Annotated in this window: 22 protein-coding genes; 6 read left to right on the forward strand and 16 right to left on the reverse strand. The window is 67.0% G+C overall.

The window, feature by feature from the left end:
* Positions 1-2 precede the first annotated feature (2 nt).
* Positions 3-1,121 carry an ABC transporter permease gene (locus E1832_RS10595; protein WP_133359724.1) on the forward strand — a complete coding sequence of 373 codons (1,119 nt, stop codon included), beginning with the start codon at positions 3-5 and terminating at the stop codon, positions 1,119-1,121.
* A gap of 220 nt (positions 1,122-1,341) precedes the next feature.
* Positions 1,342-3,456 carry a DEAD/DEAH box helicase gene (locus E1832_RS10600; protein ID WP_133359725.1) on the forward strand — a complete coding sequence of 705 codons (2,115 nt, stop codon included), beginning with the start codon at positions 1,342-1,344 and terminating at the stop codon, positions 3,454-3,456.
* Between the two features lie 68 nt (positions 3,457-3,524).
* Here the strand turns inward: E1832_RS10600 and E1832_RS10605 are convergent, their stop codons facing one another.
* The 3 genes from E1832_RS10605 to E1832_RS10615 are packed head-to-tail and all read right to left on the reverse strand — an operon-like array spanning position 3,525 to position 6,280.
* Positions 3,525-4,154 (reverse strand): flavin reductase family protein, encoded by a 630-nt coding sequence (locus E1832_RS10605; protein ID WP_133359726.1) that lies wholly within the window; start codon positions 4,152-4,154, stop codon positions 3,525-3,527.
* A gap of 52 nt (positions 4,155-4,206) precedes the next feature.
* The gene (locus tag E1832_RS10610) at positions 4,207-5,148 is read right to left on the reverse strand and encodes a fumarylacetoacetate hydrolase family protein (RefSeq protein ID WP_133359727.1); all 942 of its coding nucleotides are present in this window, start codon (positions 5,146-5,148) and stop codon (positions 4,207-4,209) included.
* 10 nt (positions 5,149-5,158) lie between these two features.
* Positions 5,159-6,280 (reverse strand): cupin domain-containing protein, encoded by a 1,122-nt coding sequence (locus E1832_RS10615; RefSeq protein ID WP_133359728.1) that lies wholly within the window; start codon positions 6,278-6,280, stop codon positions 5,159-5,161.
* 145 nt (positions 6,281-6,425) lie between these two features.
* Here E1832_RS10615 and E1832_RS10620 point away from each other — a divergent pair, with 145 nt between their 5' ends.
* Entirely contained in the window at positions 6,426-7,115 is a 690-nt protein-coding gene (locus E1832_RS10620; protein WP_133359729.1) for an FCD domain-containing protein, read from the forward strand.
* A 42-nt stretch (positions 7,116-7,157) separates the two neighbouring features.
* Here the strand turns inward: E1832_RS10620 and E1832_RS10625 are convergent, their stop codons facing one another.
* From E1832_RS10625 to E1832_RS10680, 12 genes are all read right to left on the reverse strand, one after another.
* Positions 7,158-8,009: an ABC transporter permease gene (locus E1832_RS10625; RefSeq protein ID WP_133359730.1), complete on the reverse strand. Its 852-nt coding sequence runs from the start codon at positions 8,007-8,009 to the stop codon at positions 7,158-7,160.
* A gap of 13 nt (positions 8,010-8,022) precedes the next feature.
* Positions 8,023-8,880: an ABC transporter permease gene (locus E1832_RS10630; RefSeq protein WP_133359731.1), complete on the reverse strand. Its 858-nt coding sequence runs from the start codon at positions 8,878-8,880 to the stop codon at positions 8,023-8,025.
* Positions 8,881-9,981 (reverse strand): ABC transporter ATP-binding protein, encoded by a 1,101-nt coding sequence (locus E1832_RS10635; RefSeq protein WP_133359732.1) that lies wholly within the window; start codon positions 9,979-9,981, stop codon positions 8,881-8,883.
* A gap of 71 nt (positions 9,982-10,052) precedes the next feature.
* Positions 10,053-11,123 carry an extracellular solute-binding protein gene (locus E1832_RS10640; protein WP_133359733.1) on the reverse strand — a complete coding sequence of 357 codons (1,071 nt, stop codon included), beginning with the start codon at positions 11,121-11,123 and terminating at the stop codon, positions 10,053-10,055.
* 290 nt (positions 11,124-11,413) lie between these two features.
* On the reverse strand, positions 11,414-12,193 hold the full coding sequence (locus E1832_RS10645; protein WP_133359734.1) for an SDR family NAD(P)-dependent oxidoreductase: 780 nt from the start codon (positions 12,191-12,193) through the stop codon (positions 11,414-11,416).
* On the reverse strand, positions 12,190-13,557 hold the full coding sequence (locus tag E1832_RS10650) for a TRAP transporter large permease (RefSeq protein WP_133359735.1): 1,368 nt from the start codon (positions 13,555-13,557) through the stop codon (positions 12,190-12,192). The genes E1832_RS10645 and E1832_RS10650 overlap by 4 nt, the downstream gene beginning before the upstream one ends.
* Positions 13,545-14,096 (reverse strand): TRAP transporter small permease subunit, encoded by a 552-nt coding sequence (locus E1832_RS10655; protein ID WP_133359736.1) that lies wholly within the window; start codon positions 14,094-14,096, stop codon positions 13,545-13,547. Before E1832_RS10655 ends, E1832_RS10650 begins: the two co-directional genes overlap by 13 nt.
* A gap of 68 nt (positions 14,097-14,164) precedes the next feature.
* A complete protein-coding gene (locus E1832_RS10660; RefSeq protein ID WP_245513939.1) occupies positions 14,165-15,193 on the reverse strand; it encodes a TRAP transporter substrate-binding protein in 1,029 nt (342 codons plus the stop codon).
* 27 nt (positions 15,194-15,220) lie between these two features.
* Positions 15,221-16,954, reverse strand: coding sequence for a thiamine pyrophosphate-binding protein (locus tag E1832_RS10665; RefSeq protein WP_133359737.1), 1,734 nt, complete (start codon positions 16,952-16,954; stop codon positions 15,221-15,223).
* The gene (locus tag E1832_RS10670; protein WP_133359738.1) at positions 16,951-17,928 is read right to left on the reverse strand and encodes an alpha-ketoacid dehydrogenase subunit beta; all 978 of its coding nucleotides are present in this window, start codon (positions 17,926-17,928) and stop codon (positions 16,951-16,953) included. The genes E1832_RS10665 and E1832_RS10670 overlap by 4 nt, the downstream gene beginning before the upstream one ends.
* The gene (locus tag E1832_RS10675) at positions 17,928-18,923 is read right to left on the reverse strand and encodes a thiamine pyrophosphate-dependent dehydrogenase E1 component subunit alpha (RefSeq protein ID WP_206021041.1); all 996 of its coding nucleotides are present in this window, start codon (positions 18,921-18,923) and stop codon (positions 17,928-17,930) included. Before E1832_RS10675 ends, E1832_RS10670 begins: the two co-directional genes overlap by 1 nt.
* Entirely contained in the window at positions 18,920-19,699 is a 780-nt protein-coding gene (locus tag E1832_RS10680) for an IclR family transcriptional regulator (RefSeq protein ID WP_133359739.1), read from the reverse strand. Before E1832_RS10680 ends, E1832_RS10675 begins: the two co-directional genes overlap by 4 nt.
* Before the next feature lie 90 nt (positions 19,700-19,789).
* On the opposite strand from E1832_RS10680, the gene E1832_RS10685 reads away from it, so the two are divergent.
* Complete coding sequence (locus E1832_RS10685; RefSeq protein ID WP_133359740.1) at positions 19,790-20,617, forward strand: hypothetical protein; 828 nt, start codon at positions 19,790-19,792, stop codon at positions 20,615-20,617.
* A gap of 54 nt (positions 20,618-20,671) precedes the next feature.
* Here E1832_RS10685 and E1832_RS10690 read toward each other — a convergent pair whose 3' ends face one another.
* Entirely contained in the window at positions 20,672-20,869 is a 198-nt protein-coding gene (locus tag E1832_RS10690; protein WP_133359741.1) for a heavy-metal-associated domain-containing protein, read from the reverse strand.
* Positions 20,870-21,046: 177 nt separating this feature from the next.
* On the opposite strand from E1832_RS10690, the gene E1832_RS10695 reads away from it, so the two are divergent.
* Together E1832_RS10695 and cueR are read left to right on the forward strand one after the other, a co-directional pair.
* A complete protein-coding gene (locus E1832_RS10695; RefSeq protein ID WP_133359742.1) occupies positions 21,047-23,557 on the forward strand; it encodes a heavy metal translocating P-type ATPase in 2,511 nt (836 codons plus the stop codon).
* Between the two features lie 15 nt (positions 23,558-23,572).
* Complete coding sequence (cueR, locus tag E1832_RS10700) at positions 23,573-24,004, forward strand: Cu(I)-responsive transcriptional regulator (RefSeq protein WP_133359743.1); 432 nt, start codon at positions 23,573-23,575, stop codon at positions 24,002-24,004.
* The last annotated feature ends 14 nt before the right edge of the window (positions 24,005-24,018 follow it).

Raw genomic sequence — 24,018 nt, forward strand, 5'->3', positions numbered from 1 at the left:
CCATGCGGCGGCTTGCCAATATCTTCTGGCTCGCGGGAAAAGAGCTGAAAAGCGTTCTTGGCGATCCGGTGATGGTGGTGCTGATCCTGTGGTCCTTCATCATCGCCGTGATCCTCGAGGCCAGCGGCGCGGGGGATACCGTCTATAACGCCGCGATCGCCATCGTCGACGAGGACAGCTCGATGCTCACCCGCCAGATCGCCGGCGCGTTCGGTCCGCCCTGGTTCCAGCCGCAGGTGTGGATGTCTCCAGATGAGGCGGGGCCGGCGATGAACGCGGGCCGGATCATGTTCGTCCTCGGGTTTCCCCCGGGTTTCGAGGCCGACGTGATCGCGGGCCTTGCCCCCGCGGCGCAGCTCGAGGTCGACGCCACCGCCGTCAGTCAGGCGCAGCTCGGCACAGACTATATCAACAATATCCTGGCCTCCGAGACCCGCGCCTTTCTGTCCGGCAGCCCCGATGCGCCCGACCCGTCCCTGCGGCTGGAGCTGCGCCGCGCCTTCAATCCCAACGGCAATCCGGTCTGGTTCAAGTCGGTCTCGTCGCTTCTCAATCAGCTCTCGCTGCTCACCATCGTGCTGACCGGGGCGGCGATGCTGCGCGAGCGCGAGCAGGGCACCATCGAGCATCTCATGGTGATGCCGCTGACGCCGCTGGAGATCGCCCTGTCCAAGGTGTTTGCGAATGTGGTGGTGGTGCTCGCGGCCTTTACCCTGTCGCTGCTCTTCGTCGTCGAGGGGCTGCTGCAGGTGCCGGTGAAGGGGTCGGTCGGGTTGCTCCTGGCCGGCACGGCGGTCTATCTGGCGGCCGCCGCGGCCATCGGCATGTTCCTGGGCACCACGGCGCGCAGCATGGCCCAGTTCGCGCTTCTGGTGATCATGGTGATCATCCCGATCATCATGCTCTCTGGCGGGATGGGGGCGATAGAAAGCCAGCCGGACATCGTGCAGCGTCTTACTCTCGCGCTGCCGTCACGCCATTTCCTGGCTTTCGCCAAGGCCGTGGTGTTCCGCGGAGCGGGCGTCGGGGCGGTGTGGCCGCAACTGGCTCTCATGGGCGGGCTCGGGCTGCTGTTTTTCAGCGCGAGCCTGGCGCTGTTTCGCCGGTCCATGAGCCTGTAGGCCGCGACCAGCGCCGGCAGAGGACGCCAATGGATGCCCGGCACTCTTGAAGTCCTGTCGCTTGCCGGATCCAAATTCAAATCGGATCGCCGGCAAGAAATCGCCCCATCCGTCACGTTATGTCGTATACTTCCCCCGCCGCAGCCTCTATGGGGCAGGGTCTCGTGCCGCTTTGGCCCTCTTCGCGGTTCCTTACTCCGCCGTCCATGGAATGTCCCTTATGATCACCCCCCTGTCCGAGGCGCTCGCCGAGCGTGGTTTCGACAAATTGACCCCTGTGCAAGAGGCGGTGATCGCGCCGGACGTCGCGACATCCGATCTCCTGGTTTCGGCGCAAACCGGCTCGGGAAAGACTGTCGGCTTCGGTCTTGCCATCGCCCCCACGCTTCTGGGCGACGAGGTCGTGTTTGGCCCTGCGGCAGAACCGCTGGCCCTTGTCGTCGCGCCGACCCGGGAGCTGGCCTTTCAGGTCAAACGCGAGCTGGCCTGGCTTTACGCGCGGACCGGGGCGGTGGTTGCCTCCTGCGTCGGCGGCATGGACATGCGGGACGAACGCCGCGCGCTGGATCGGGGCGCGCATATCGTGGTCGGCACGCCGGGGCGTCTGCGCGACCATATCGAGCGCGGCTCGCTCGATCTCAGCGGGTTGCGGGTTGCGATCCTCGACGAGGCCGACGAGATGCTCGATCTGGGGTTCCGCGAGGATCTCGAATTCATTCTCGGCGCGGCGCCGGAAGACCGGCGAACCCTGTTGTTCTCGGCCACCGTGCCGCCGACGATCGCCAAGCTGGCGCAGAAGTTCCAGCGCGACGCGCGGCGGATCAATACGCTGAGCGGCACCGAGCAGCATGCCGACATCTCCTATCAGGCGCTGCGGGTTGCCGCGCCGGACAGCGAACATGCGATCTTCAATCTGCTGCGCTTTCACCATGATGAAAGCGCCATCGTCTTCGCCAATACCCGCGCGGCGGTGAACCATCTGACCGCGCGGCTGTCCAACCGCGGCCTGGCCGTGGTCAGCCTGTCGGGCGAGCTGAGCCAGAGCGAGCGCTCGCACGCGCTGCAGGCGATGCGCGACGGCCGGGCGCGGGTCTGCGTGGCCACCGATGTGGCGGCGCGCGGCATCGACCTGCCGAACCTCAACCTGGTGATCCATGCCGATTTGCCAAGCAATACCGAAGGGCTGCTGCACCGCTCGGGCCGCACCGGGCGGGCCGGGCGCAAGGGCATCTCGGCGCTGATCGTGCCGCCGAAGGCGGTCAACAAGGCCGAGCGGCTGCTGAAATGGGCCAAGATTTCCGCCGAATGGACGGTTGCCCCCTCGGCCGAAGGCATCCTGCGGCAGGACGAAGAGCGTCTTTTGTCCGATCCCGCCTGGAACGAGCCGTTGACCGAGGCGCAGACCGATTTCGCCGCCAAACTGCTTGCGCTTCACAGCCCCGAGGTGATCGCCGCCGCCTATCTGCGCCTGTACCGGTCGCGCCACGCGGCCCCCGAGGAACTGCTTCCGCCCGACACGAAACCCGCGGCGCGCGCCGACCGAGACTTTGGTCCGAGCCGCTGGATCGCGCTCTCCGCCGGTCACAAAGACCGGGCCGAGGCGCGCTGGCTCCTACCGCTTCTGTGCCGCGCGGGCAACCTCGACAAATCCGCGATCGGCGCCATCCGGGTACAGGACAGCGAAACCTTTGTTGAGTTGTCCGAAGCAAGCGTCGAGGGGTTCATGGCCGCTCTGGGCGCGGATGGGGTGCTTGAAAAAGGGATTGCCGCGCGGCTGCTGGACAGCGCGCCCGACCTGTCGCCGCAACGGCGCGGCCCGCGGCCGGACGCCGCACGGCCGCGCGCGCCCAGGGCTGCCGGCACCGGGGACAAACCCCGAAACGAAGGCGCCCCGCGCAGGGCGCCCGCGCCGGCTCCGGCGGCCCCGGTGACCCCGGCGGCCCCGGTCCGGGACGAGGTGCGCTCCGATGCCGGCCCATCCCCCAAGCCCGAGGGCAAGAAAAAGCCGCGGCACTCGGCGAGCCCCGCCGCCGCGAAACCCCGTGCCTGGACCGAGGACAAGCCGGCACCGGAAAAACGCAAGGCGTCCCCGGGAAAACCGGCCGGAAAGACCGCCGGAAAATTCGAAGGAAAACCCGCTGGGAAACCGGCGCACAAGCCAAAGGACAAGCCCAAGGGCAAACCGTCGGCATCGCCCGGCGACGCCCGCGATGTCTCCAAGCGGTTTTCGCCCAAGGGGGCGGGCAAAGGACCGGGCAAGGCGCCGGGCAAGCCCCGCAAACCGGGCGCCGCCCGCCCGGGCGGCTTTGACACGCCGCGGCGCGGAAAACGGTAAAGGTCAGGGCGTCGGGGCGACGGAATCCGGGTGCGGGCCGCTATCGTGTCTTTGCGGTCGCGCCCATGCTAACCGTCCCGCTCCGGCGCATAGACCGGACGGTCCATCTGGAACATCGCGCCGCCGGCCTTGTACCAGCCGCTGCCGTGCATCCGCGCGATCAGGTCCAGCGCGGGCGTGTCCACATGGCCCCGCCCGGCATCGAGCATAAAGCGGTCGGCGATATGGATCGCCACCACCCGGCCAATGGCGATCATCTGTTTCGGCCCGGTCATCACCGCGCTGAGCAGCCGGCATTCGAAAGACACCGGAGCCTCCGCCAGCCGAGGCGGTGCGATCAGGGTTGAGGGCGCCGTTTCCAGCCCCGCGAGATCCACCTCGCTCACGCCTCTCGGCGCGTTGATCGCGGTGACATTCATCGCCTCCGCCATCCCCCGCGCCACCAGATTGACCACGAATTCCCCGGTGGCCGAGATGTTCTCGGCGGTGTCCTTCAGCCCCTTGTCCGGATCGCGCAACAACCCCAGCGCCACGGTGGGCGGCTCGTGCCCCATCATGTTGAAGAAACTGTAGGGCGCGGCGTTCACCACCCCATCCGCCGACCGCGTGGTGACCCAGGCGATCGGGCGCGGCGTGATCGTCGCGGTCATCAGCTTGTAGACGAATTGGTCGGGATGGTCCGCGCAGTTATAGAACATGGGCCTCGGCCTGTTGCGGCGCGGGCAGGAAAAACCGCCCGCGCCAGTGCATTTATCCGCGCTGGCCGCCGGTTTCCGCCGGACCGGCGGCGATCACCGGGTTGCGCAGCACGCCGATCCCCTCGACGCCGGCCTCGATCACATCCCCGGGCCAGAGCCATTCCTGCGGATCGCGCCCCGCGCCGACGCCCTCGGGCGTGCCGGTGGCGATGATATCGCCGGGCTCCAGCGTGATCCCCTTGCTCAGATCCGCGATCAGGGCCGGGATCTTGAAGTACATGTGCTTGGTGTTCGAGCGCTGCTTTTCGACCCCGTTCACGGTCAGCCACAGGTCCAGCCCGTGCGGATCGTCGATTTCATCCGCCGTCACGATCATCGGCCCGAAGGGGGCATAGCTGTCCATTCCCTTGGAATAGATCCACTGCCCGGCGCGGCGGTTGTCGCGGGCCGAGATGTCGATCATCACCGAATAGCCCCAGACATGGGACATCGCATTGTCCTCACGGACCTTGGTGGCCCGGTTGCCGATGATCACCGCCAGCTCCACCTCCCAGTCGAGTTGCCGGGTCATGGTGATGTCATGCTGCACCGGCGCGCCCGGGCCGGTGACGGCGGTCGGCGGCTTGGAAAAGATCACCGGCTCGCTCGGCATTTCCTTGGCGGTATCCAGCGCCCGGCTCGATTCCTCTACATGCTCGGCATAGTTCAGACCGATGCCAAAGATGTTCTTGCGCGGGCGCGGGATCGGCGCCAGCAGCGTCACATTGGCCAGCGGCCGCGCCGTGCCCATCGGCCAGAGATTGCTCTGCTCATAGATCACCGCCTGCAGCGCATCCAGGCCGGGGCGGCCCAGATCGATCAGCTCCAGCATGGCGCCGGGCAGGGGCTGGCCGATCGCCGCCCCCAGCGCCGCCACATCCACCACGATATCGTCCAGCACCACACCCAGACGGCCCGCCGCGTCGGCGGCGGCGCGGAAAGTCACCAGTTTCATATATGTCTCCTCAGACGGTCACGGGCTGATGCCCGTCGTTTTCGGCCAAAGCCTCTTCGCGGTAGAGCCCCAGCGCCCGCATCACCGGCAGGTCGTTCAGGCAGAACAGGCAGGCCTCTTCGCTGGCCGAGGCATTGGCATGTTCATGCCAGGCCCAGCTCGGTACGCAGAAGATGTCACGCTCGTTCCAGTCGAACCTCTGGCCGTTGATCACCGAATGCCCGGACCCCTTGCAGACCTGATAAAGGTAGCTGCCGGTGTGGCGATGGGCCTTGGTCTTCTCGCCGGGGCGCAGCATCTGCATTGAGGCGCCCATCGTTTGCATCACCGGCCCGTTGGTGACCGGGTTCACGTATTCCATCAGGATGCCGTCATGGGGCGAGCCGTCGCAGACGCCCGCGAGGTTATGCAACGCCTCGTGCGTACGATCCCATTCGTATTTGAACAGCGGGCTGTAACCCTTTTCCCACTTACCCCCGCCCGGTTTCAGGCCGGGGTTGCCCCAGGTGCGGGTCATGTCGTTGACCGGATGGGTCACCGCCTGCTGCAGGTCCGGATGCACCTCATAGAAATTGGCCTCCATCGCGTTGACGAAGGGAATGTCGAGCCCGTCCTGCCAGATGCACTCGCTGCCGTCCTCGGAGACGGCATGCTCGTGCCAGGTGCCATTGGGCGTCAGCACGAAATCGTTGGCCCCCAGCGTCATCTTGTGCCCGTCGACCACCGTATAGGCGCCTGATCCTTCCATGATGAAGCGGATCGCGCTGGCCGAATGGCGGTGCGCCGATGCGCGCTCGCCCGGCCGCATCACCTGCAGCCCGGCATAGATCCAGCCGACGGCGGCGGCCACGTCCGAGCGGCCGGGGTTGTCCAGATAGATCACCCGCCGCCCGGCCTTTTCCGGCGTCACCAGATCGAGCGAACGCAGAACGTCCGCGCGCAGATCCCTGTAGCGCCACAGCATCGGCACCGAGCTGGAGGCCGGCTCCCACGGTTCGATCTTGTTCGCCACGGTCCACAGCGCCCCGGCGCCCTTCCGCTTCAGATCGCCATAATATTCGACCAGCTCGGGCGTGTCTTCGACATTGGCCCGGCCGGCCACCTCCTCGCGGTATTGGTCATGCCTGGACATGGGGCCCTCCCTCTGCAATCGGCCCAAGCCTGTGTGAGCAGATATTCGATGTAAAGAAGAAATTTCGAAAATCTGGACAAACATCGATTTCCCGGGCAAGGATGGATCAACCCCGGGGCCGCCGGGCATCCCTGCGGGAGGCATCATGACCCTGTCCGACACCGTTTATGAAAGGCTGCGCACCGATATCGTGCAGGGCCGGTTTCCACCGCTGCAACCGCTGCGGCTGGAGCAGTTGAAGCGGGACTACGGCGTTGGCTTCTCGCCCCTGCGCGAGGCGCTGAACCGGCTGCAGGGGGAACGGCTGGTGGTCTCCGCCGCGCAGCGCGGCTTTCGCGTCCGTTCGCTCTCGGTTGCGGAAATGTGGGACGCGGTGAACAGCCGTATCCTTATCGAGGCCGAGGCGCTGCGGCTGTCGATCGATCAGGGCGGCGACGATTGGGAGGCGACGCTGGTCGCCAGTTTCCACGCGCTGTCGCTGATCGTGCAGCGGCTGGGCACAGGTGCGGCCGACGGGGCCGACACGGCCGCGCTGGAAGAGCTGGAGCGGCGGCACCGGGAATTTCACCTGGCCTTGATTTCCGCCTGCGGCTCGACCTGGCTGCTGGATTTTGCCGCCAAGCTGAACACCGAGACCGAACGCTATCGTGTCCTCGCCCTGCGCTGCGCCACGCTGCGGCGCGAACGCGACGTCGGGGCCGAGCACAGGGCGATCCTTGACGCCGCGCTGGCACGTGATCCGGAGCGGGCCGCCGACCTTCTGGACGCCCATTACCGCGAAACCGGCCATTTCCTGGAGCAGGTGTTGCAGGACGCCGGAACCGCCGCGTCCTGACCCGGCGCCTCCGCAACAGCTCCGGCGGGATTTCGCGCTGCGTCAGTCGCGGCGTTGGGCAAAGATCATGATCAACGCCAGCCCGCTGGAGACCAGCATCAGCAACAGGGATACCGCGTTCAGCAGAGGCGTCGAGCCTTCCTTCAGCCGGTCGAACATGGCGATGGTCAGCGGCGCGTCCGAGCCCACCAGCATCAGCGTGGTGTTGAAGTTCTCGAAGCTCATCAGGAAGGCCACCACAAAGGCGCCGATCATTGCGGGCATCAGATAGGGCAGGGTCACCGTGCGCACCGCCGTCAGCCGGTTCGCGCCCAGGTTCAGCGCCGCCTCCTCCAGCGTCTGGTCGAACTTCTGCAACCGTGCCGCGATGACCAGCGTGGCGATGGTGGCGACGAAAGAGAACTGCCCGAGGATCACCAGTGTCAGCCCGGGACGCAGCGCCGCCACATCCCATTGCGCCATATCCCACAGCCCCTCGGCGGCGCGGCTGGAGGCGACGAGGATCGAAATGCCCAGCACGATGCCCGGGATCACCAGTGGCAGCAGCATGAAGACATAGAGGATGCCTTGCCCCGGAAAGCGGTAGCGGTTGAACAGAAAGGCGTTGGACAGCCCGACGCCGACAGACAGGATCGACACGAAGACGGCGACGATGGCCGAGGTGCCGATGGCGCGCAGGATCGGGCGCTCGTGGAAGACGCCGATCATCGGCCGCGCATCGCCAAAGAACCAGGACCAGGTGAACCCCTCCCACGGCAGCGAGGGAAACTGGCTGTCGTTGAAGGCAAAGACCGCGACCACCACCAGCGGCAGCGCGAGGAAGATGAAGAACAGCACGATATAGGCCGTGTAGCTGGCCGTGAGAAAGCGGGATCGGGGAATCGAGGGGATCATTTGTACAGTGTCCTCAACCCATTGTCTTTTCCAGCGACTGGCCGGTCAGCTTCAGCATCCCCCAGACGATGGTCGAGGACAGGATCAGCAGCATGAAGCCAAAGGCCGCGCCCAGCTCCCAGTTGAAGCGGACGATGAACTGGGAATAGATCAGCTCGGTGAACCACAGGCTGTCCTTGCCGCCCAGCATGGTCGGCGTCAGGTAATTGCCCAGGCTCAGCATGAACACCACGATGCACCCCGAGACGATGCCGGGCATGGCGTGCGGGATCACGATCTCGCGCAGCACGGAGAGGCCGCTGCCGCCCAGGTCATAGCCGGCCTCGATCACCTCGTCCGGCAGGCTTTCCAGCGTGGTCACTAGCGGCACCACCATGAACAGCATCGAGGTATAGACCAGCCCGACCATGATCGCGGCGTCGTTGTACAGCAGCTCGACCGGGCCGTCGGTCAGGTTCAGGATCTGCAGCAGGTTCGAGATGATGCCGGTTTCCCGCAGCAGGATCATCCAGCCGAAGGTGCGCACCAGTTCCGATACCCAGAACGGCACCAGACACAGCAGGAACAGCGCCGAGCGCACCCGCCCGCGCGCCATCTTGGCGATGTAGTAGGAGACCGGGAAGGCGATCAAAAGGGTGATCGCGGTGGCCAGAATCGACATTACCGCCGTGCGCAGGAAGGTGCGCAGATACAGCGGTTCGCTAAAGAAGGTGAAGTAATTGCCCAGGCCGATCTGGTACTGGCCGACGCCGATGCGTTCGCGCAGCGACACCAGCAGCATGTCCACATGCGGGATCAGGATCAACAGCGTCAGCCACAGCAGCAGCGGCGAGAGCAGCAGGAACAGACCCAGTTTCGCTTGTGCGCGCATTCAACGGACTCCGGCGGCGAAACAGTTGCCCTGGGCGCCGGACCAGCCGATATGCACCTCGGCGCCGCGCTTGAGCCCGGCGAATTCGCCCGATTGCGGCAGGTTCACCTCGATCTCTTCGCGCCCGTCGGGATCCTGCACGATGATCCGGCTGGCCGCGCCGTTGAACAGAAGCGAGGCGACGCGCCCGGTCATCCGGTTATCGAAATGGGACAGCTCCTCGGTATCATGGGCGATACGGATCGCCTCGGGGCGGACAAAGATCTGGGCGCTGTCCCCGGCGCTCAGCGGCCGGCCATGGCTGGCCCCGCGCAGCAGCAGCCCGCTGTCGGTGCGGATCTCCATCTCGTCGCCCTCGATGCGGGTGACCTGGCCGGACCAGCGGTTGGTGTCGCCGACGAATCCGGCAACAAAGGCCGAGGCGGGGCGGTAATACAGATCCTGCCCCGAGCCGATCTGTTCGAACCGGCCGTTGTTCATCACCGCGATCTGGTCGGACATCACCAGCGCCTCGGACTGGTCGTGGGTGATATAAATAAAGGTGGTGTCAAAGGCCGCCTGCAACGCCTTGAGCTCGACCTTCATCCGCTCGCGCAGTTTCAGATCCAGCGCGCCCAGAGGTTCGTCCAGCAGCAGCACGTCGGGCTCCAGCACCATGCAGCGGGCGATGGCCACGCGCTGTTTCTGGCCGCCGGACAGCTCATCGACCTTGCGATTTCCGATGCCCGGCAGGCCGATCCGCTCCAGCGCCTCGTCGACCTTGCGGGCGATCTCGTCCCTGGGCATCCCCTTGCGGCGCAGGCCATAGCCGATGTTCTCGGCGATGGTCATCATCGGGAACAGTGCCAGATGCTGGAACACCATGTTCACCGGGCGCTTGTTCGGCGGCGTGTTCAGGACCGAGCGGCCGCGGATCTGGATGTCGCCGGAGGTGGGCTCGAGAAAGCCCGCGATCATGCGCATGATCGTGGTCTTGCCACAGCCCGAGGGACCGAGGATGGAAAAGAACGAGCCGCGCGGCACGTCGAACGAGACAGTGTCCACTGCGGTCGTGTCACCGAACCGCTTGACCAGGTTCAGGCATTCGAGATCGGGGGTCATGGAGGCTTCCGGAATTGAACATGCGGCACCCGGACCGGGTCCGGGTGCCGCTGGTTTTCGTGACGTTCGGGTTACTGGGCTGCTTTGACGCGGTCCAGCACACCACCTTCGATGGCCTCCAGACCGGCGGGAACCGGCGGATACCACTTGATGTTGTCCAGCGCTTCCGGCGGGAAGCTGGCCTGGTAGCGCGCCTTGAGGTCGGCGGCGGCAAACTCGTCGGCGCCCTTGGAGGCGGTGAAGTTGCCGGCGGCCTCGGTGATCATGGCGGCGATCTCGGGGCGCATCACAAAGTTGATCCAGGCATAGGCGGCATCATCGGCGCGGCCCTTGGCCGGCAGGGCAAAGGTGTCGACCCAGCCCAGCGCACCCGAAGCCGGGGCGACAAAGGTGATGTCGGGGTTGTCGGCGTTCAGTTTCCAGCCGCCGGTGTCCCAGGCCATCGCGGCCACGGTTTCGCCCGACCGCATCAGGCCCATCAGCTCGTCGCCGCCGCCCCAATAGGTCTTAACGTTGGGCTTGCAGTCGACCAGCTTGGCCTCGACCTTGTCCATGACCTCTTTGTAGGCGGCCTCGTCGCCATAGGCGGCGAAGGGGTCCATGCCCATGGCAAAGGCGAAACCGATCAGCGTCGGACGCTTGAGCCGGTAGGAAACCTTGCCTGCCACGTCGGCGCCGCACAGGTCGGTGTAATCCTTGACCGACGGCGCCTTGCTGGTGTCGACCACCAGGCCCGAGGTGCCCCAGACATGCGGCACACCATAGATTTCGCCGCCGACGGTGGTGTTGGCCTTGGTGGCCGCCAGCATCGAGGGGATGAACAGCGCAGCGTCGATTTTGGACAGGTCGATCGGCTTGTAGATGCCGAACTCGGCCTGCGGGCCGGCGATCCGGTCCTGGCTGGGTTGGGCAAGGTCAAAGCCGCCGCCGCCGGTGGCGCGCAGCTTGGCGATCATCTCTTCGTTGTTCGACTTGGTGACCTCGACGGTGTGGCCGGTCTCTTCCTCGAATTTGGCCACCACGTTCTCGGGGGCGTAACCGCCCCAGGTCAGCAGGCGCAGGGTATCAGCGGATGCCGGCGTCGTGCCGCAGGCAAAGGCGATCGTAAGGGCGGAGCAGACCGCCGTGGCAACATGTTTCATCGTACTTTCCCAGTGAAACGTTTCGGATTAACGGTGGCGGAAGATTCGGCGAAAAACCCTTTTATGTCAATGGGATAATAAAAGTTTCACATTACATGGCGCGGCATTTCAAGCCGTGCCAGACGGGCTGACGCAACACAGCGGGCCGGCGCGCAAACGCGCGCGGCACTCAGAGTTTCCCTGATATCCGGCCCATATGTCAAGATAATGACAGAGACGTGATGGATTGGAAAAATCCTTTCACGAATGGTCGTGCGACCGGGATCCGGCCGGGGCCGGCGGCGCCCGGTTCAGGCGGTCAGCCCGCCATCGACCCGCAGCTCGACCCCGGTGACGAAGCCGGCCTCGTCCGAGGCGAGGTAGAGCGCGGCATTGGCAACGTCCCAGGCGGTGCCCTGGCGGCCCATCGGAACCATCGCGGCGCGTTTTGCGGCCAGCTCCTCCGGGTCGGTCTGCCCGTCGACAAAGGCCGTCACGTGCGGGGTCTCGATCACCCCCGGCAGGATCGCGTTGGCGCGCACGCCATGGGCGGCGTTTTCGCGGGCCACCGACCGGGCAAGCCGGATCAGCGCCATCTTGGACACCTCGTAGGAGAGATAGCTGTAGGGCGCCGAATAGACCGCGGCCAGCGAGGAGACATAGATATAGGCGCCGCTGCCCTGATCGCGCATCGCCGGCAGGGTGGCGCGGGTGAGGCGCATCGCGGCGTTGAGGTTGATCTCGAAGATCCGCGCCCAGTCCTCGTCGCTGGTCTCCAGAATGCCGCCCGGCGCGCTGATGCCGACGTTGTAATCCAGGATGTCGATGCCGCCCCAGTGCCGTCGCATCGCCTCCATCACCGCCGCGCCGGTCCCGGGGGCGGTGACATCGGCCTCGAGGGTCTCGGCGGCGCCGCCCCCGGCGCGGATCAGCTGCGCGGTCTCGTCCGCCGCCGCCGCGTCGCGGTCAACGCAGAGCACCCGCGCCCCTTCCTGGGCAAAACGGACCGCCGTCGCCTTGCCGTTGCCCCAGCCCGGCCCGACCGAACCCGCGCCGATGATCGCGGCACGCTTGCCCGCGAGCCGGGTCAATCGCTCAGCACCTGGTGGGGCAGCCACATGGCGATGTCGGGCTGCCAGATCAGGATGAACAGGACCGCCACCTGCACCAGCACAAAGGGGACGATACCGCGATAGATCTGGCGCATCGACACCAGATCGCCCGCCGCCCCCTTCATGTAGAACAGCGCAAAGCCGAACGGCGGGGTCAGGAAAGAGGTCTGCAGGTTGACCGCCACCAGGATGGTGAACCAATAGACCAGATCCGCCTTGGGAATATGCGTGCCCAGGTCCATCAGGTTCACGATCGGGGCGAAAATCGGCAGCAGGATCAGCGTGATCTCGATCCAGTCGAAGAAAAAGCCCATGATGAACACCATCGCCATCATCGCGAACAGCAGCCCCCAGTCGCCCAAGGCCATGCTGCGCGCCAGATCGATGATGAAATCGTCACCGCCGATCTTGCGGAACACATAGGAAAAGGCGGTGGCGGCGGCGAAGATGAAGAACAGCAGCGCGATGGTGCGCAGCGAGCTGTCGGTCGCCTCGCCCAGCACATCCAGCGACAGCCGGCCGCGCACCAGTCCCAGCAGCAGCGCGGCAAAGGCGCCGACGCCTGCGGCCTCGGTCGGGCTGGCAAAGCCGCCGATGATCGAGCCCAGCACCGCGACGATCAGGATCAGCGGGAAAGAGACCGAGAGCACCGCCTCGCGCCACAGTCCCTTGCGATCCTCGGAGCTGAGCGCGCCGGCGGCGGGCGTCTCGCCCGGGCGCAGCATCGCGCGCAGCACCAGATAGACCAGATAGACCCCGGCCAGGAACAGCCCGGGCAGAAAGGCCGCGACAAAGACCTTGGCCAGGTTGAGCGACAGCAGATCGCTCATGAACACCAGCATCACCGAGGGCGGGATCAGGATGCCCAGCGTGCCGGCGCTGGCCACGGTGCCGGTCGCCAGCGCCGGGGAATAGCCCGCCCGCAGCATCGTCGGCAACGCCATCACCGTCAGCATCACCACCGAGGCGCCGATGATGCCGGTGGCGGCGGCCAGGATCGTGCCCATCAGCACCACGGCAAGGGCCAGCCCGCCGGGCACCCGCGACAGCAGCTTTTGCAGGGTCATCAGCAGATCCTCGGCGATCCGCGTCTTTTCCATCACCACGCCCATGAAGATGAACATCGGCGCCGCCACCAGCACCGCGTTGTCGATCACCCCGCCGTAGATGCGGGTGGGGATCAGCGAGAAATGCACGAACCGCATCTCGCCCAGGGCCATGGCGATCACCGCAAAGATCAGGGTGATGGCGCAGAGCACCACCGGGACGGGCAGGGCGGTGAACAGCCCTGCGATCAGGGCCAGGAACATCAGCCCGGGAAGGATCTCGCTCAACGTTTCCATAGGCCCCGCTCGATGAATGGTGTTTGCACAAGGTCGGGCCGCCGCAGCACCGCCAGGATGCGCAGCGCCACTGCCACGCATCCGGCGATGGTCAGCAGCGCCGAGATCGGGACCACGGATTTGATGATCCAGCGATAGGGCAGGCCGCGCCCGCCATTGGCGCCCTCGCCGCGGACAAAGGCGCGCTCGGCGAACTCATAGCCGTACCAGACGATAAAGCCGAAGAACGGGATGACCAGCAGCAGCAGGACCCAGAACTCCAGCCACAGCCGGAACCGGTCGCTCATCCTGTGGGCCAGCACGTCGATACGCACATGGGCGTTGCGCGTGTAGGCATAGCCAAAGGCAAAGACCGCGATCACCCCGTGGATGTGCCATTCCAGTTCCTGCAGCAGGAACGAGCCGGTGGCAAAGAACTTGCGCCCGATCACGTCGTAGATGATCACGAAGACCAGCACGAAGATCAGGACCGCGGCGATCCTCGCCGCCCCGTCGCAGATGCGTGTCAGCCCGGCGGCCAGTTTCAACCCAGCCTGCATGTCGCCTCCCCCCTTTGTTGGTGGTCCGGGCCGCCTCCCTGCGGCCCGGACCGGTTGCTGCGATCCGCCTACTTCAGGTAGCCGATTTCCTTCCACTGGGCATAGTTTTCACGGAAGGACTGGATGCTGTCCCAGGTGCGCTTGAAATCCGCGTCGGCGGCGGATTTCTCGGCAGCAACCTCCTGCCAGGCGCTTTCATAGGCGGCCATGATCGCGTCGGGCCAGCGGTGGACCTGCACGCCGTTCTCGGCCTGCATCTTGGCCAGCGGCTCCATCTGGACCGCCTCGCCCTCGGCCATGGTGCGCAGCACCTGCGCCTCGCAGGCGGTTTCGATGATTGTGCGCTCCTGCTCGGTCAGGGCGTTCCAGGTGTCCATGTTGATGATCACGCTGAGAAAGCTGGTCTGCTGGTGCCAGCCGGGGAAATAGTAGTGCTTGGCGTGCTCGTACATCCCCACCATGTTGTCGAGAAAGGGAAATCCCAGCTCGGCGCTGTCGATGGCGCCGGTGTTCAGTGCAGACATGGTGTCGGCCAGACCCATCGACTGCGCCTCGACCCCCAGCTTGCCCATCACGCTGGCGCCGAGACCGAAGAAGCGCATTTTCTTGCCCTTGAGGTCATCGACGGTCTTGATCTCGTCGCGGAACCACCCCGAGGCCTCGGGCACCAGCGTGCTGCAATGCACGGTCTTGATGCCATAGGGTTCGGTGATCTCGGCCCACAACTGCTCGCCGCCGCCGTAGTACCACCAGGCGGCGTATTCCTTGATGTCGGGTCCGAAGGGAAAGGTGGTGAACAGCGGCGCCGAGGGCACCACACCCTCGGCAAAGCCGATGGAATACCACGACGACTCGACCGCGCCGGTTGAGACCGAATCCCAGACCTCGCCGGTCGAGACGATCTCGCCGGGGTTCTTGACGTCGAAGTGGATGCCGCCGGCGGTCAGCGCATCGACCTTGGCGGAGATGTCCCAGGCCGGCTTGCCCAGCAGTGGCAGCGTCTGCGGGAAAATCGCCTGCATCTCGATATCCCGCGCGGTGGCCGTCGTGCCCAGCAGCGCCGCGGCGCAGACTGATATGACGAATTTCGCTTTCATGACTTTCCTCCCTGAAATTTCGCGTGTTCAGGCCACGCGATCGCCTTTCCTGACCTGAACGGTCCGGTTGTCGACGGCGGGCAGCATCTTGCCCGGGTCTCTGGTGACCATCACGTCAATGACGCTTGGCCGGTTGCGTTCCGCGAATGCGGCCTTCAACGCGCCGGCCAGCTCCTCCGGCTTTTCGACGCGAATCCCGTGGCAGCCCATCGCATTGGCGAGCGCCGCGTAGTCGGTTTCGGCAAGGTCCGAACTTTGATAGTTGCCCTCGCCATACATCAGGTGTTGCAGCGCCTTGACATAGCCAGAGGCGGCATTGTTCACCACGATCACCGTCAGGCCCAGACCCATCCGCCGGGCGGTCTCCAGCTCGCCCAGCACCATGTTGAAGCCGCCGTCGCCGGTCAGCCCGACCACCACCGCGTCGGGCGCGGCAAGCTGGGCGCCCATCGCGCCGGGCAGGCCATAGCCGATCGAGGCAAATCCGCGGTCGGGCACGAAGCTGCGCCGCGCGCGTTTTGAGTTGAACAGCAGCCCGCCCCAATGGGCGGCGAAACCGCCATCGGCGATCAGGTGGCCATCCTCGGGCAGGTGGGTGTTCAGCTCGGTGATCAGCCGGGCCATGTTGACGGGCGTTTCGTCGGAATAGAGCCGTTCGGCCGCCACCTCGTCATGCCATATCTGCATTTTCGCGGGGATCTCGGCCAGGTAACCGGCGCGCGCGGCGCGCTGCTCGGCGGCGCTGGCGGTCAGCGCCTCGGTCAGATCGTTCAGCCCCTCGCGCGCATCGCCCCAGAGTTTGACAGTTGGCTCATAGGTGCGCCCCATCTCCTCGGCGACATTGTCCAGGTGAATGACCCTCTGGCCCTTCTGCGGGATGGTGAACCGCTTGGTGGCAATCTCGCCCAGCTTGCAGCCGGCCACGATGATACAGTCCGAGGCCGCGATCAGGTCGTTGGCGATGCGGTCATAGCGCCCGAACAGCCCCGCGCTCAGCGGCGATGTGCAGGCGATGGCGCCCTTGCCGGACATCGTATGCGCCACCGGTATGCCGTTCGCTTCGGCAAAGCGGGTGACCGCCGCGGTCGCGCCGCTGATATGGATGCCGCCGCCGCAGAGCAGGATCGGGCGCTCGGCCCCGGCGATCATATCGGCCGCCTTTGCCACGCTGCCCGCGTCTGGGCGGCAGCGCAGGGCGGGGGCGGCCTGATGCGCCGGGTCGACCTCGAAATCGTCGTCCCCGAAGCCCCAGAGCCCGTGGGCGATATCCTCGGGCACGTCCACCACCACCGGGCCGGGACGGCCGGAGGTGGCCAGCGCAAAGGCGCGGCGCATGATCTCGGGGATGCGCTGGATCGCCTCGATGCGCAGCAGCGCCTTGCAGGCAGGACGCAGGATGGCGACCTGGTCGGTCTCCTGTGTCATGTTCTTGCCGGCATGGTCGCGCTGGGCGTCGCCGACGATGGCGACCAGGGGACTGCCCGCGTTCAGCGCCTCGACCAGACCGGTCACCAGGTTGGTGGCCCCTGGCCCCAGCGTGGCGTCGACCAGCCCGACGCGCCCCGAGACCTTGGCATAGGCGTCGGCGGCGAAGACCGCGCAGCGTTCGTCGTTGATCAGGTTGTGGTTCAGCCCCAGCCGCCGCGCCGCGTCGTAGAACGGCAACAACTGAAAGCCGCCCATGCCGAACATCGGCCCGGCCCCGTGGGCCAGCAGCATCCGCACCAGCGCCTCGCCGCCTGTCATCTCGTTCGAACTCATGCCGGTTCCGCCTCCATCATCTTGTCCGCGGCCTCGGCGATCATCGCCGCCGTGACCCGCAATTTATCCTCAAGGTTCGGCGCGTAGGACACCAGCGACCGTGGCGCGCCCAGCCGCACCGGCGGCGCGGACAGCCGCGCCCCGCTCTGCGCCACCGTGGCCACCACCTCGGCGCCGAAGCCGCCGACCGCGACCGCCTCATGGGCGACGATCAGCCGTCCGGTTTTCCTCACGCTGTCCAGAACCGCCCGCTTGTCCCAGGGCCAGAGGCTGATCAGGTCAATCACCTCGGCCGCGATGCCCCTGTCCGCCAGCGCCCCGGCGGCGGCCTCGGCCACGTTGGCGGTATCGGACCACGAGACGATGGTGACGTCCCCGCCGCTGCGCCGCAACCGCGCCTTGCCGAATTCCCCGCGCAGCGAGGTATCCACCTCGCCCTCCAGCGCCCAGATGTTCTTGTGCTCTAGATAGACCACCGGATCGTCGCAGGCGATGGCGGCGCGCATCATCGCATAATTGTCCTGCGGCGTCGCTGGGCAGCAGACCACCAGCCCGGGAATATGGGCATACCACCCCTCCAGGCTCTGGCTGTGCTGCGCGGCCGAGCTGCGCCACATTCCCATCGGCTTGCGGATCACCATCGGTGCGCGGCTCTGGCCGCCGAACATGAACCGCGCCTTGGCGATCTGGTTGACCAGCTCGTCGGTGGCGCAGAGGGCAAAATCGGCGAACCGCATCTCGACGATGGGCCGGGTGCCGACCATCGCCGCGCCAAAGGCCGCGCCCATGATCGCCGCCTCGGAGATCGGCGCGTCGCTGATCCGTTTCGGCCCGAATTCCTCGACCAGCCCGGTGTATTGCTTGAACACCCCGCCGCGGCCCAGATCCTCGCCCACGCACCAGACGCGGTCGTCCTCGCGCATCGCCTCGGCCACCGCCAGCTTGGCCGCATCGGCATAGCTCATCACCGCCATCAAAAGGCCTCCATCGCCGGCGAGCCGACGTCCTGCACATCGTCGAACACCGAGGCCTCGTCGGGCCAGGGGGCGGCCCTGGCCGCCTCCAGCGCCGCCGCCATCTCGTCCCGCGCGGCCTCGCGCACCGTGTTCAGTTCGGCGACCGAGAGCCCGGCCTCGAACAGCAACTCGCGCTGGCGGGCGATCGGGTCGCGCTCGGCCCTCATGCGCTCGGCCTCGCCCTCGGGGCGATAGGTGGCCGGGTCGAAATAGGTGTGACCGTCCAGCCGGTAGGTCAGCGCATGCAGGAACTCGGGCTGCCCGGTCTCGCGGATGCGGGCGGTGATCTCGGCGGCGACCTGGGCCAGTTCCTCGACATCGTTGCCGTCGATCTCGGTCACCCGCAGCCCCAGCGCGCGGGCGCGCCCGGCCACATTGCCCGAGGTCATCGCCGCGGTCAGGGTCGAGGCGGAATAGCGGTTGTCCTCGCAGACGAAGAGGATCGGCAGATCGAACACGCCGGCCCAGTTGAGCCCCTCCAGGAACGGCCCCCGGTTCGCCGCCCCGTCGCCGAAGAAACAGACCACCACCTGATCGCCGCCCAGCAGCTTGACCCCATGGGCGGCGCCAGCCGCGATGGTGATATTTGCGGACACCACGCCGTTGGCGCCCAGCATGCCGACCCCGAAATCGGCGATATGCATCGAGCCGCCCTTGCCGCCGCAGCAGCCGCCGGCGCGGCCCAGCAGCTCTTTCATCATCGCCTGCGGATCGGCGCCCTTGGCCAGCGTGTGGCCATGGCCGCGATGGGTCGAGGTGATGTAGTCGTCGCGCCGCAGCGACTCGATCAGTCCAACCGCCACCGCCTCCTGCCCGATCGACAGGTGGATGGCGCCCAGTACCAGCCCCTCCTCGACCGCAGCGCGGCGCGCGGTTTCCTCAAAGGCGCGGATTCGCTCCATCAGGATCAGCCGGGCCAGCCCGGCCCGGGTGTCGAAATTGCGCAGGCTCAAATCAGCTCCTCCCGTTCGAGGATGCTGAACTTCTCGGCCAGCACCCCCACCTCCTCGCGCAGCAGCGGCACCAACTCCTCTTCGATGCGCGCCGCGCTCATCCTGTCATTGATCGCCCCGATCCCCATCGCCGCCACCAGGCGTCCGGCGCGGGTGACGATCGGCAGGGCGATCGCGCTCATCCCCGGGATCACCAGGCTGGGGTTCAGGGCATAGCCACGGGTCTGGAAATCGGCGCAGCATTGCTCGGCCAGTTCCGGGGACATGTTGAAATCGGACATCCAACGCTCGTTCGCCCTGGCCGCAGCCCTGCGCCTGGCCTCGGGGGTGCTGGCGTAAAGCGCCTGTCCGGTCGCCCCCACGCCCAGCGGCACCCGGTCGCCGGCGTCGATGGTGAGCGTGCGGATCGGAAAGGCCCCCAGTTCCCGGCAGACGCAGATCGAGGCGGCCCCCTCCGGCGCGGAGAGAAAGATCGTATCCTCCGACACCTCGGCCAGCCGCCGCATGCTGCGCCGGGCAAGTGCGGCCAGGTCGCTGCGGTTGGCGGTGCGCGCCAGCCGCGCCAGCGCGCTGCCCAGGTGATACTTGCGGCTGTCGGGATCCTGAAAGGCGTAGTGCACCTCCTGCAACGAGGCGAGCACGCGATGCGTCGTCGTCTTGGTGAACCCGGTGCGCGCCATGATCTCGGTCAGACTCGCGCCCAGCGGCGCCTCGGACAGCGCCGACAGAACCCTTTGGGCACGCGCAATTGAGCCGACCGGCATGATGGCGTTCACTTCCCCTCCCTCAAGTTCCTTTTTTCGGAACTTATAGGCCGGTATTAGGAACAGCTTGCCGGGGCCTGTCAAAGGAAATATTGCTTTCGCATGACGTCAGATGTGCTCCTGCTCGACTCGATCACCGATGCCGGCCCCGCCGCCGGCGGCACGTCCGATACCGGCGCGCCCGGACGCATCGCCGTTTCGGGGTCGCATGGCGGGCTCTACGCGGCGGCGGTGGCCTCGCGCGCCGGACTGCGGGCGGTGGTTCTGAACGATGCCGGGCGCGGGTATCGGGATGCCGGCATCGCCGGGGTGGCGGCGCTGGCCGATGTAGGCATGGCCGCCTGCGCCGTGGACTGCATGAGCGCCGAAATCGGCTCGGCCCGCGATGCGCTGGAGAGCGGCGTGATCAGCTATGCCAATGCCCTGGCCGTGGCGCTGGGCGTGGCGCCGGGGCAGGGGGTGCGCATGGCGCTGGCCCATTTGGCCGCCGCGCGGGTGCCGCGCGCCATGCTCGCCCCGGTGCCCGAGGCCCGCTGGAATGAAGATGTCGTGCCGGCGCGCCCGCCTGTTCTTTGCGTCGACAGCGCCTCGCTGATCGGGCAGCAGGACGCCGGGCGCGTCATCGTCACCGGCTCGCATGGCGGGCTGATCGGTGGCGATCCGGCCCGCGCCTGCAAGGCGGCGGCGCGGCTGGTCAGCTTTTCCGATGCGGGGCGGGGCAAAAACGATATTGGCCTGTCACGCCTTCCGGCGCTGGCCGCGCGGGGCATCGCGGCGGTGGCGCTCGATTGCGACAGTTGCGCCATCGGCAGCGCTGCCTCGGCGCTGGAGCGCGGGGTGATTTCTGCGGTCAACGATCCGGCCGCCGCGCTGGGTCTGGCGCCGGGCATGACCCTGCGCGCGGCGCTGGCGGTGCCCGGTTTGCTCTGACACCGGGGTTGGCCGGATGGAAACGCCCGGCCGGGAAAGGCCGGGCGCGCGCGCTCAGACGTCCGGCGTCGCCGGGTATCCCGCATGGGACATGGCGGCGGCAAGCTCCCCGCCGGCCAGAACGCTCTGCACCGAGACGGATCGCGCCGCGATGTCGCAAACCACCGTCGCGGCGGGATCCTGAGCCTTGATTGCGGTTTCGATCGTCGCGGTGCAATGGCCGCAACTCATGTCCGGGACCGTGAAGTTCATGCTGTCGTTTCCTGTTTCGATTCGGGGCGGGGGCACGTTGCCCGGCTCCTCCACGGGAAGGTCAATCGCCGTCGGCGCGCCAAAGAAAGTTTCCGATCGCCCCTTGACCCTCCAGTGACTGGAGGCCCTATCTGAGCTGCAGGACAGCAAGCCCATAAAAGGAGATCGGAGTCCATGATGACCGGGAAACGCCACATTACACTGTCTATCGAGGGCATGTCCTGTGCCTCCTGCGTGGGCCGGGTCGATCGGGCGCTGGCGGCGCTGCCGGGGGTGTTGGATCCCATGGTCAACCTTGCCGCCGAAACCGCGCAGATGGACCTGGACGCGCCGGGCCGGGTGGCCGAGGTTGCCGCCGCGCTTGACGGTCTCGGCTATCCCGCACGCCGCGCGACGGTCACGCTGAGCGTGGCCTCGATGTCCTGCGCCTCCTGCGTGGGGCGGGTGGACAAGGCGCTGGCGGCGCTGCCCGGGGTTGAGACGGTCAACGTCAATCTCGCCGCCGAGACCGCCACAGTGACCTATCTGGAGGGGGTGGTGACCCCCGCCGAGCTGATCGCGGCGGCCGGCGACATCGGTTATCCCGCCACCTTGGCCGAGGCGAATTCGGCCATGGACCGCGGCGCCCGCAAGGATGCGGAGGCGCGCGAGACCGCGAAAAAGGCGCTGATCGCCGCCGCCCTCGCGCTGCCGGTCTTCGTGATGGAAATGGGCGGTCACATGATCCCAGCGTTTCATCACCTGATCGCCGGCACAATCGGACAACAGACAAGCTGGATCGTACAGTTCATCCTGACCACGCTCGTGCTGGTCGGGCCTGGACGGCTCTTCTACGTCAAGGGCATCCCGGCCCTGCTGCGCGGCGCGCCGGACATGAACAGCCTGGTCGCGGTCGGCACCGGGGCGGCCTATCTCTATTCCCTCACCGCCACCTTCCTGCCCGCGCTGTTGCCCGAGGCGGTGCGCGCCGTCTATTTCGAGGCCGCGGCGGTGATCGTGGTGCTGATCCTGCTCGGCCGGTTTCTCGAAGCGCGGGCCAAGGGGCGCACCGGGGCGGCAATCCGGGCGCTTCTGGGACTTCAGGTGCGCACGGCGCGGGTGCTGCGCGACGGCGAGGCGGTCGAACTGGGGATCGAGGCGATCCGTCCCGGCGACATCCTGCTGGTCCGGCCCGGCGAACGCATCGCGGTGGATGGCGAGGTGACCGAGGGCACCTCGTATCTGGACGAAAGCATGATCACCGGCGAGCCGCTTCCGGTGGCCAAGGCGCCGGGTGACGCGGTCACCGGCGGCACGGTGAACGGCACCGGCAGCTTCCGGTTCCGCGCCACCCGGGTCGGGGCCGACACCACGCTGGCCCAGATCATCCGCATGGTGGAACAGGCACAGGGGGCCAAGCTGCCGATTCAGGGGATGGTCGACCGGATCACGCTGTGGTTCGTGCCCGCCGTCATGTCGGCGGCGCTGCTCACGGTGCTGGTCTGGCTGATCTTCGGTCCCGACCCGGCGCTGACGCTGGCGCTGGTGGCCGGGGTCTCGGTGCTGATCATCGCCTGTCCCTGCGCCATGGGGCTGGCGACGCCGACCTCGATCATGGTCGGCACCGGACGGGCCGCCGAAATGGGGGTGCTGTTTCGCAAGGGCGATGCGCTGCAACAGCTGTCGGGTGTCGGTATCGTCGCCCTGGACAAGACCGGCACGGTGACCGAGGGGCGGCCCGAGCTGACCGATCTGGTTCTGGCCGAAGGGGTCGAGCGCGCCGAACTGCTGGCGCAGGTCGCGGCGGTCGAGGCGCGGTCCGAGCATCCCATCGCCGAGGCGATCCTGCGCGCCGCCCGCGCCGAGGGGGCGGAGACGCTGGAGGCCGATCAGTTCATCTCGATCACCGGCTACGGCGTCCGCGCGCAGGTCGCCGGGCGCGAGGTTCTGGTCGGCGCCGACCGGCTGATGGCGCGCGAGGGGATCGAGACCGGCCCGCTGGCAGAGGAAGAGGCGCGGCTGGCGGCGCGCGGGCGCAGCGCGCTCTTCGCCGCCGTCGACGGCCGCATCGCCGCGGTGATCGCGGTCGCCGACCCGGTCAAACCGGCCAGCGCCGCCGCCATCGCGGCCCTTCACGGGATGGGGCTAAAGGTTGCCATGATCACCGGCGACAAGCAGGCCACCGCCGAGGCCATCGCGCGCGAGACCGGCATCGACCGGGTGATCGCGGGCGTTCTGCCCGAGGGCAAGGTCGCGGCGCTGGACCGGCTGCGGGGCGAGGGGGGCAAGCTGGCCTTCGTCGGCGACGGCATCAACGACGCTCCGGCGCTGGCCCATGCCGATGTCGGCATCGCCATCGGCACCGGCACCGACGTGGCCATCGAATCGGCGGATGTGGTACTGATGTCGGGCGATCTGCGCGGCGTGGTCAACGCGGTCGAAATCTCGCGCGCCACGATGCGCAATATCCGCCAGAACCTGTTCTGGGCCTTCGGCTATAACACCGCGCTGATCCCGGTGGCGGCGGGTGTGCTTTACCCGGCCTTCGGGCTGCTGCTGTCGCCGGTGCTGGCGGCCGGGGCGATGGCGCTGTCCTCGGTCTTTGTGTTGACCAACGCGCTGCGGCTGCGCCGGGTCCGCCCGGCGATGGACGAGCATCCGGAGGGTGGCCGCGGCGGGGTCGCAGCCCGGGCGGTTCCGGCGGAATGAAAAAGGAGATCCACGATGAATATCGGTGACGTATCCCGCCGCTCTGGCCTGCCGGCCAAGACCATCCGCTACTATGAGGAGATCGGCCTGATCTGCCCCGCCCGCAGCCCCAACGGCTATCGCAGTTTCCGCGAGAGCGACCTGCACATGTTGGCCTTTCTTGGCCGCGCCCGGGCACTGGGCTTTACCATCGGCGACTGTCGTGCGCTGCTGGCGCTATATGACAACGACAGCCGTGAAAGCGCCCAGGTCAAGCAGATCGCCGAGGATCACCTTGCCCGGATCGACACCAAGATCGCGCAGCTTCAGTCGATGCGCGCGACCCTGGCGCATCTGGTTTCCTGCTGTGCCGGCGACGACCGGCCGGATTGCCCGATCCTGGACGATCTGGGGGCTGGCAAGGGCGCAGCAGAGAGCGGCCAAGAGGCCGCGGCCGGAGGAAACTGAGCGCGCCGTTCACG

The sequence above is a fragment of the Antarcticimicrobium luteum genome, from assembly GCF_004358185.1.
GTDB classification, from domain to species: domain Bacteria; phylum Pseudomonadota; class Alphaproteobacteria; order Rhodobacterales; family Rhodobacteraceae; genus Antarcticimicrobium; species Antarcticimicrobium luteum.

Coding starts and splice junctions, on each gene's coding strand:
- E1832_RS10595 (WP_133359724.1), top strand. CDS start 3: ATGCGGCGGCTTGCCAATATCTTCTGGCTCGCGGGAAAAGAGCTGAAA.
- E1832_RS10600 (WP_133359725.1), top strand. CDS start 1,342: ATGATCACCCCCCTGTCCGAGGCGCTCGCCGAGCGTGGTTTCGACAAA.
- E1832_RS10605 (WP_133359726.1), bottom strand. CDS start 4,154: ATGTTCTATAACTGCGCGGACCATCCCGACCAATTCGTCTACAAGCTG.
- E1832_RS10610 (WP_133359727.1), bottom strand. CDS start 5,148: ATGAAACTGGTGACTTTCCGCGCCGCCGCCGACGCGGCGGGCCGTCTG.
- E1832_RS10615 (WP_133359728.1), bottom strand. CDS start 6,280: ATGTCCAGGCATGACCAATACCGCGAGGAGGTGGCCGGCCGGGCCAAT.
- E1832_RS10620 (WP_133359729.1), top strand. CDS start 6,426: ATGACCCTGTCCGACACCGTTTATGAAAGGCTGCGCACCGATATCGTG.
- E1832_RS10625 (WP_133359730.1), bottom strand. CDS start 8,009: ATGATCCCCTCGATTCCCCGATCCCGCTTTCTCACGGCCAGCTACACG.
- E1832_RS10630 (WP_133359731.1), bottom strand. CDS start 8,880: ATGCGCGCACAAGCGAAACTGGGTCTGTTCCTGCTGCTCTCGCCGCTG.
- E1832_RS10635 (WP_133359732.1), bottom strand. CDS start 9,981: ATGACCCCCGATCTCGAATGCCTGAACCTGGTCAAGCGGTTCGGTGAC.
- E1832_RS10640 (WP_133359733.1), bottom strand. CDS start 11,123: ATGAAACATGTTGCCACGGCGGTCTGCTCCGCCCTTACGATCGCCTTT.
- E1832_RS10650 (WP_133359735.1), bottom strand. CDS start 13,557: ATGGAAACGTTGAGCGAGATCCTTCCCGGGCTGATGTTCCTGGCCCTG.
- E1832_RS10655 (WP_133359736.1), bottom strand. CDS start 14,096: ATGCAGGCTGGGTTGAAACTGGCCGCCGGGCTGACACGCATCTGCGAC.
- E1832_RS10660 (WP_245513939.1), bottom strand. CDS start 15,193: ATGAAAGCGAAATTCGTCATATCAGTCTGCGCCGCGGCGCTGCTGGGC.
- E1832_RS10665 (WP_133359737.1), bottom strand. CDS start 16,954: ATGAGTTCGAACGAGATGACAGGCGGCGAGGCGCTGGTGCGGATGCTG.
- E1832_RS10670 (WP_133359738.1), bottom strand. CDS start 17,928: ATGGCGGTGATGAGCTATGCCGATGCGGCCAAGCTGGCGGTGGCCGAG.
- E1832_RS10685 (WP_133359740.1), top strand. CDS start 19,790: ATGACGTCAGATGTGCTCCTGCTCGACTCGATCACCGATGCCGGCCCC.
- E1832_RS10690 (WP_133359741.1), bottom strand. CDS start 20,869: ATGAACTTCACGGTCCCGGACATGAGTTGCGGCCATTGCACCGCGACG.
- E1832_RS10695 (WP_133359742.1), top strand. CDS start 21,047: ATGACCGGGAAACGCCACATTACACTGTCTATCGAGGGCATGTCCTGT.
- cueR (WP_133359743.1), top strand. CDS start 23,573: ATGAATATCGGTGACGTATCCCGCCGCTCTGGCCTGCCGGCCAAGACC.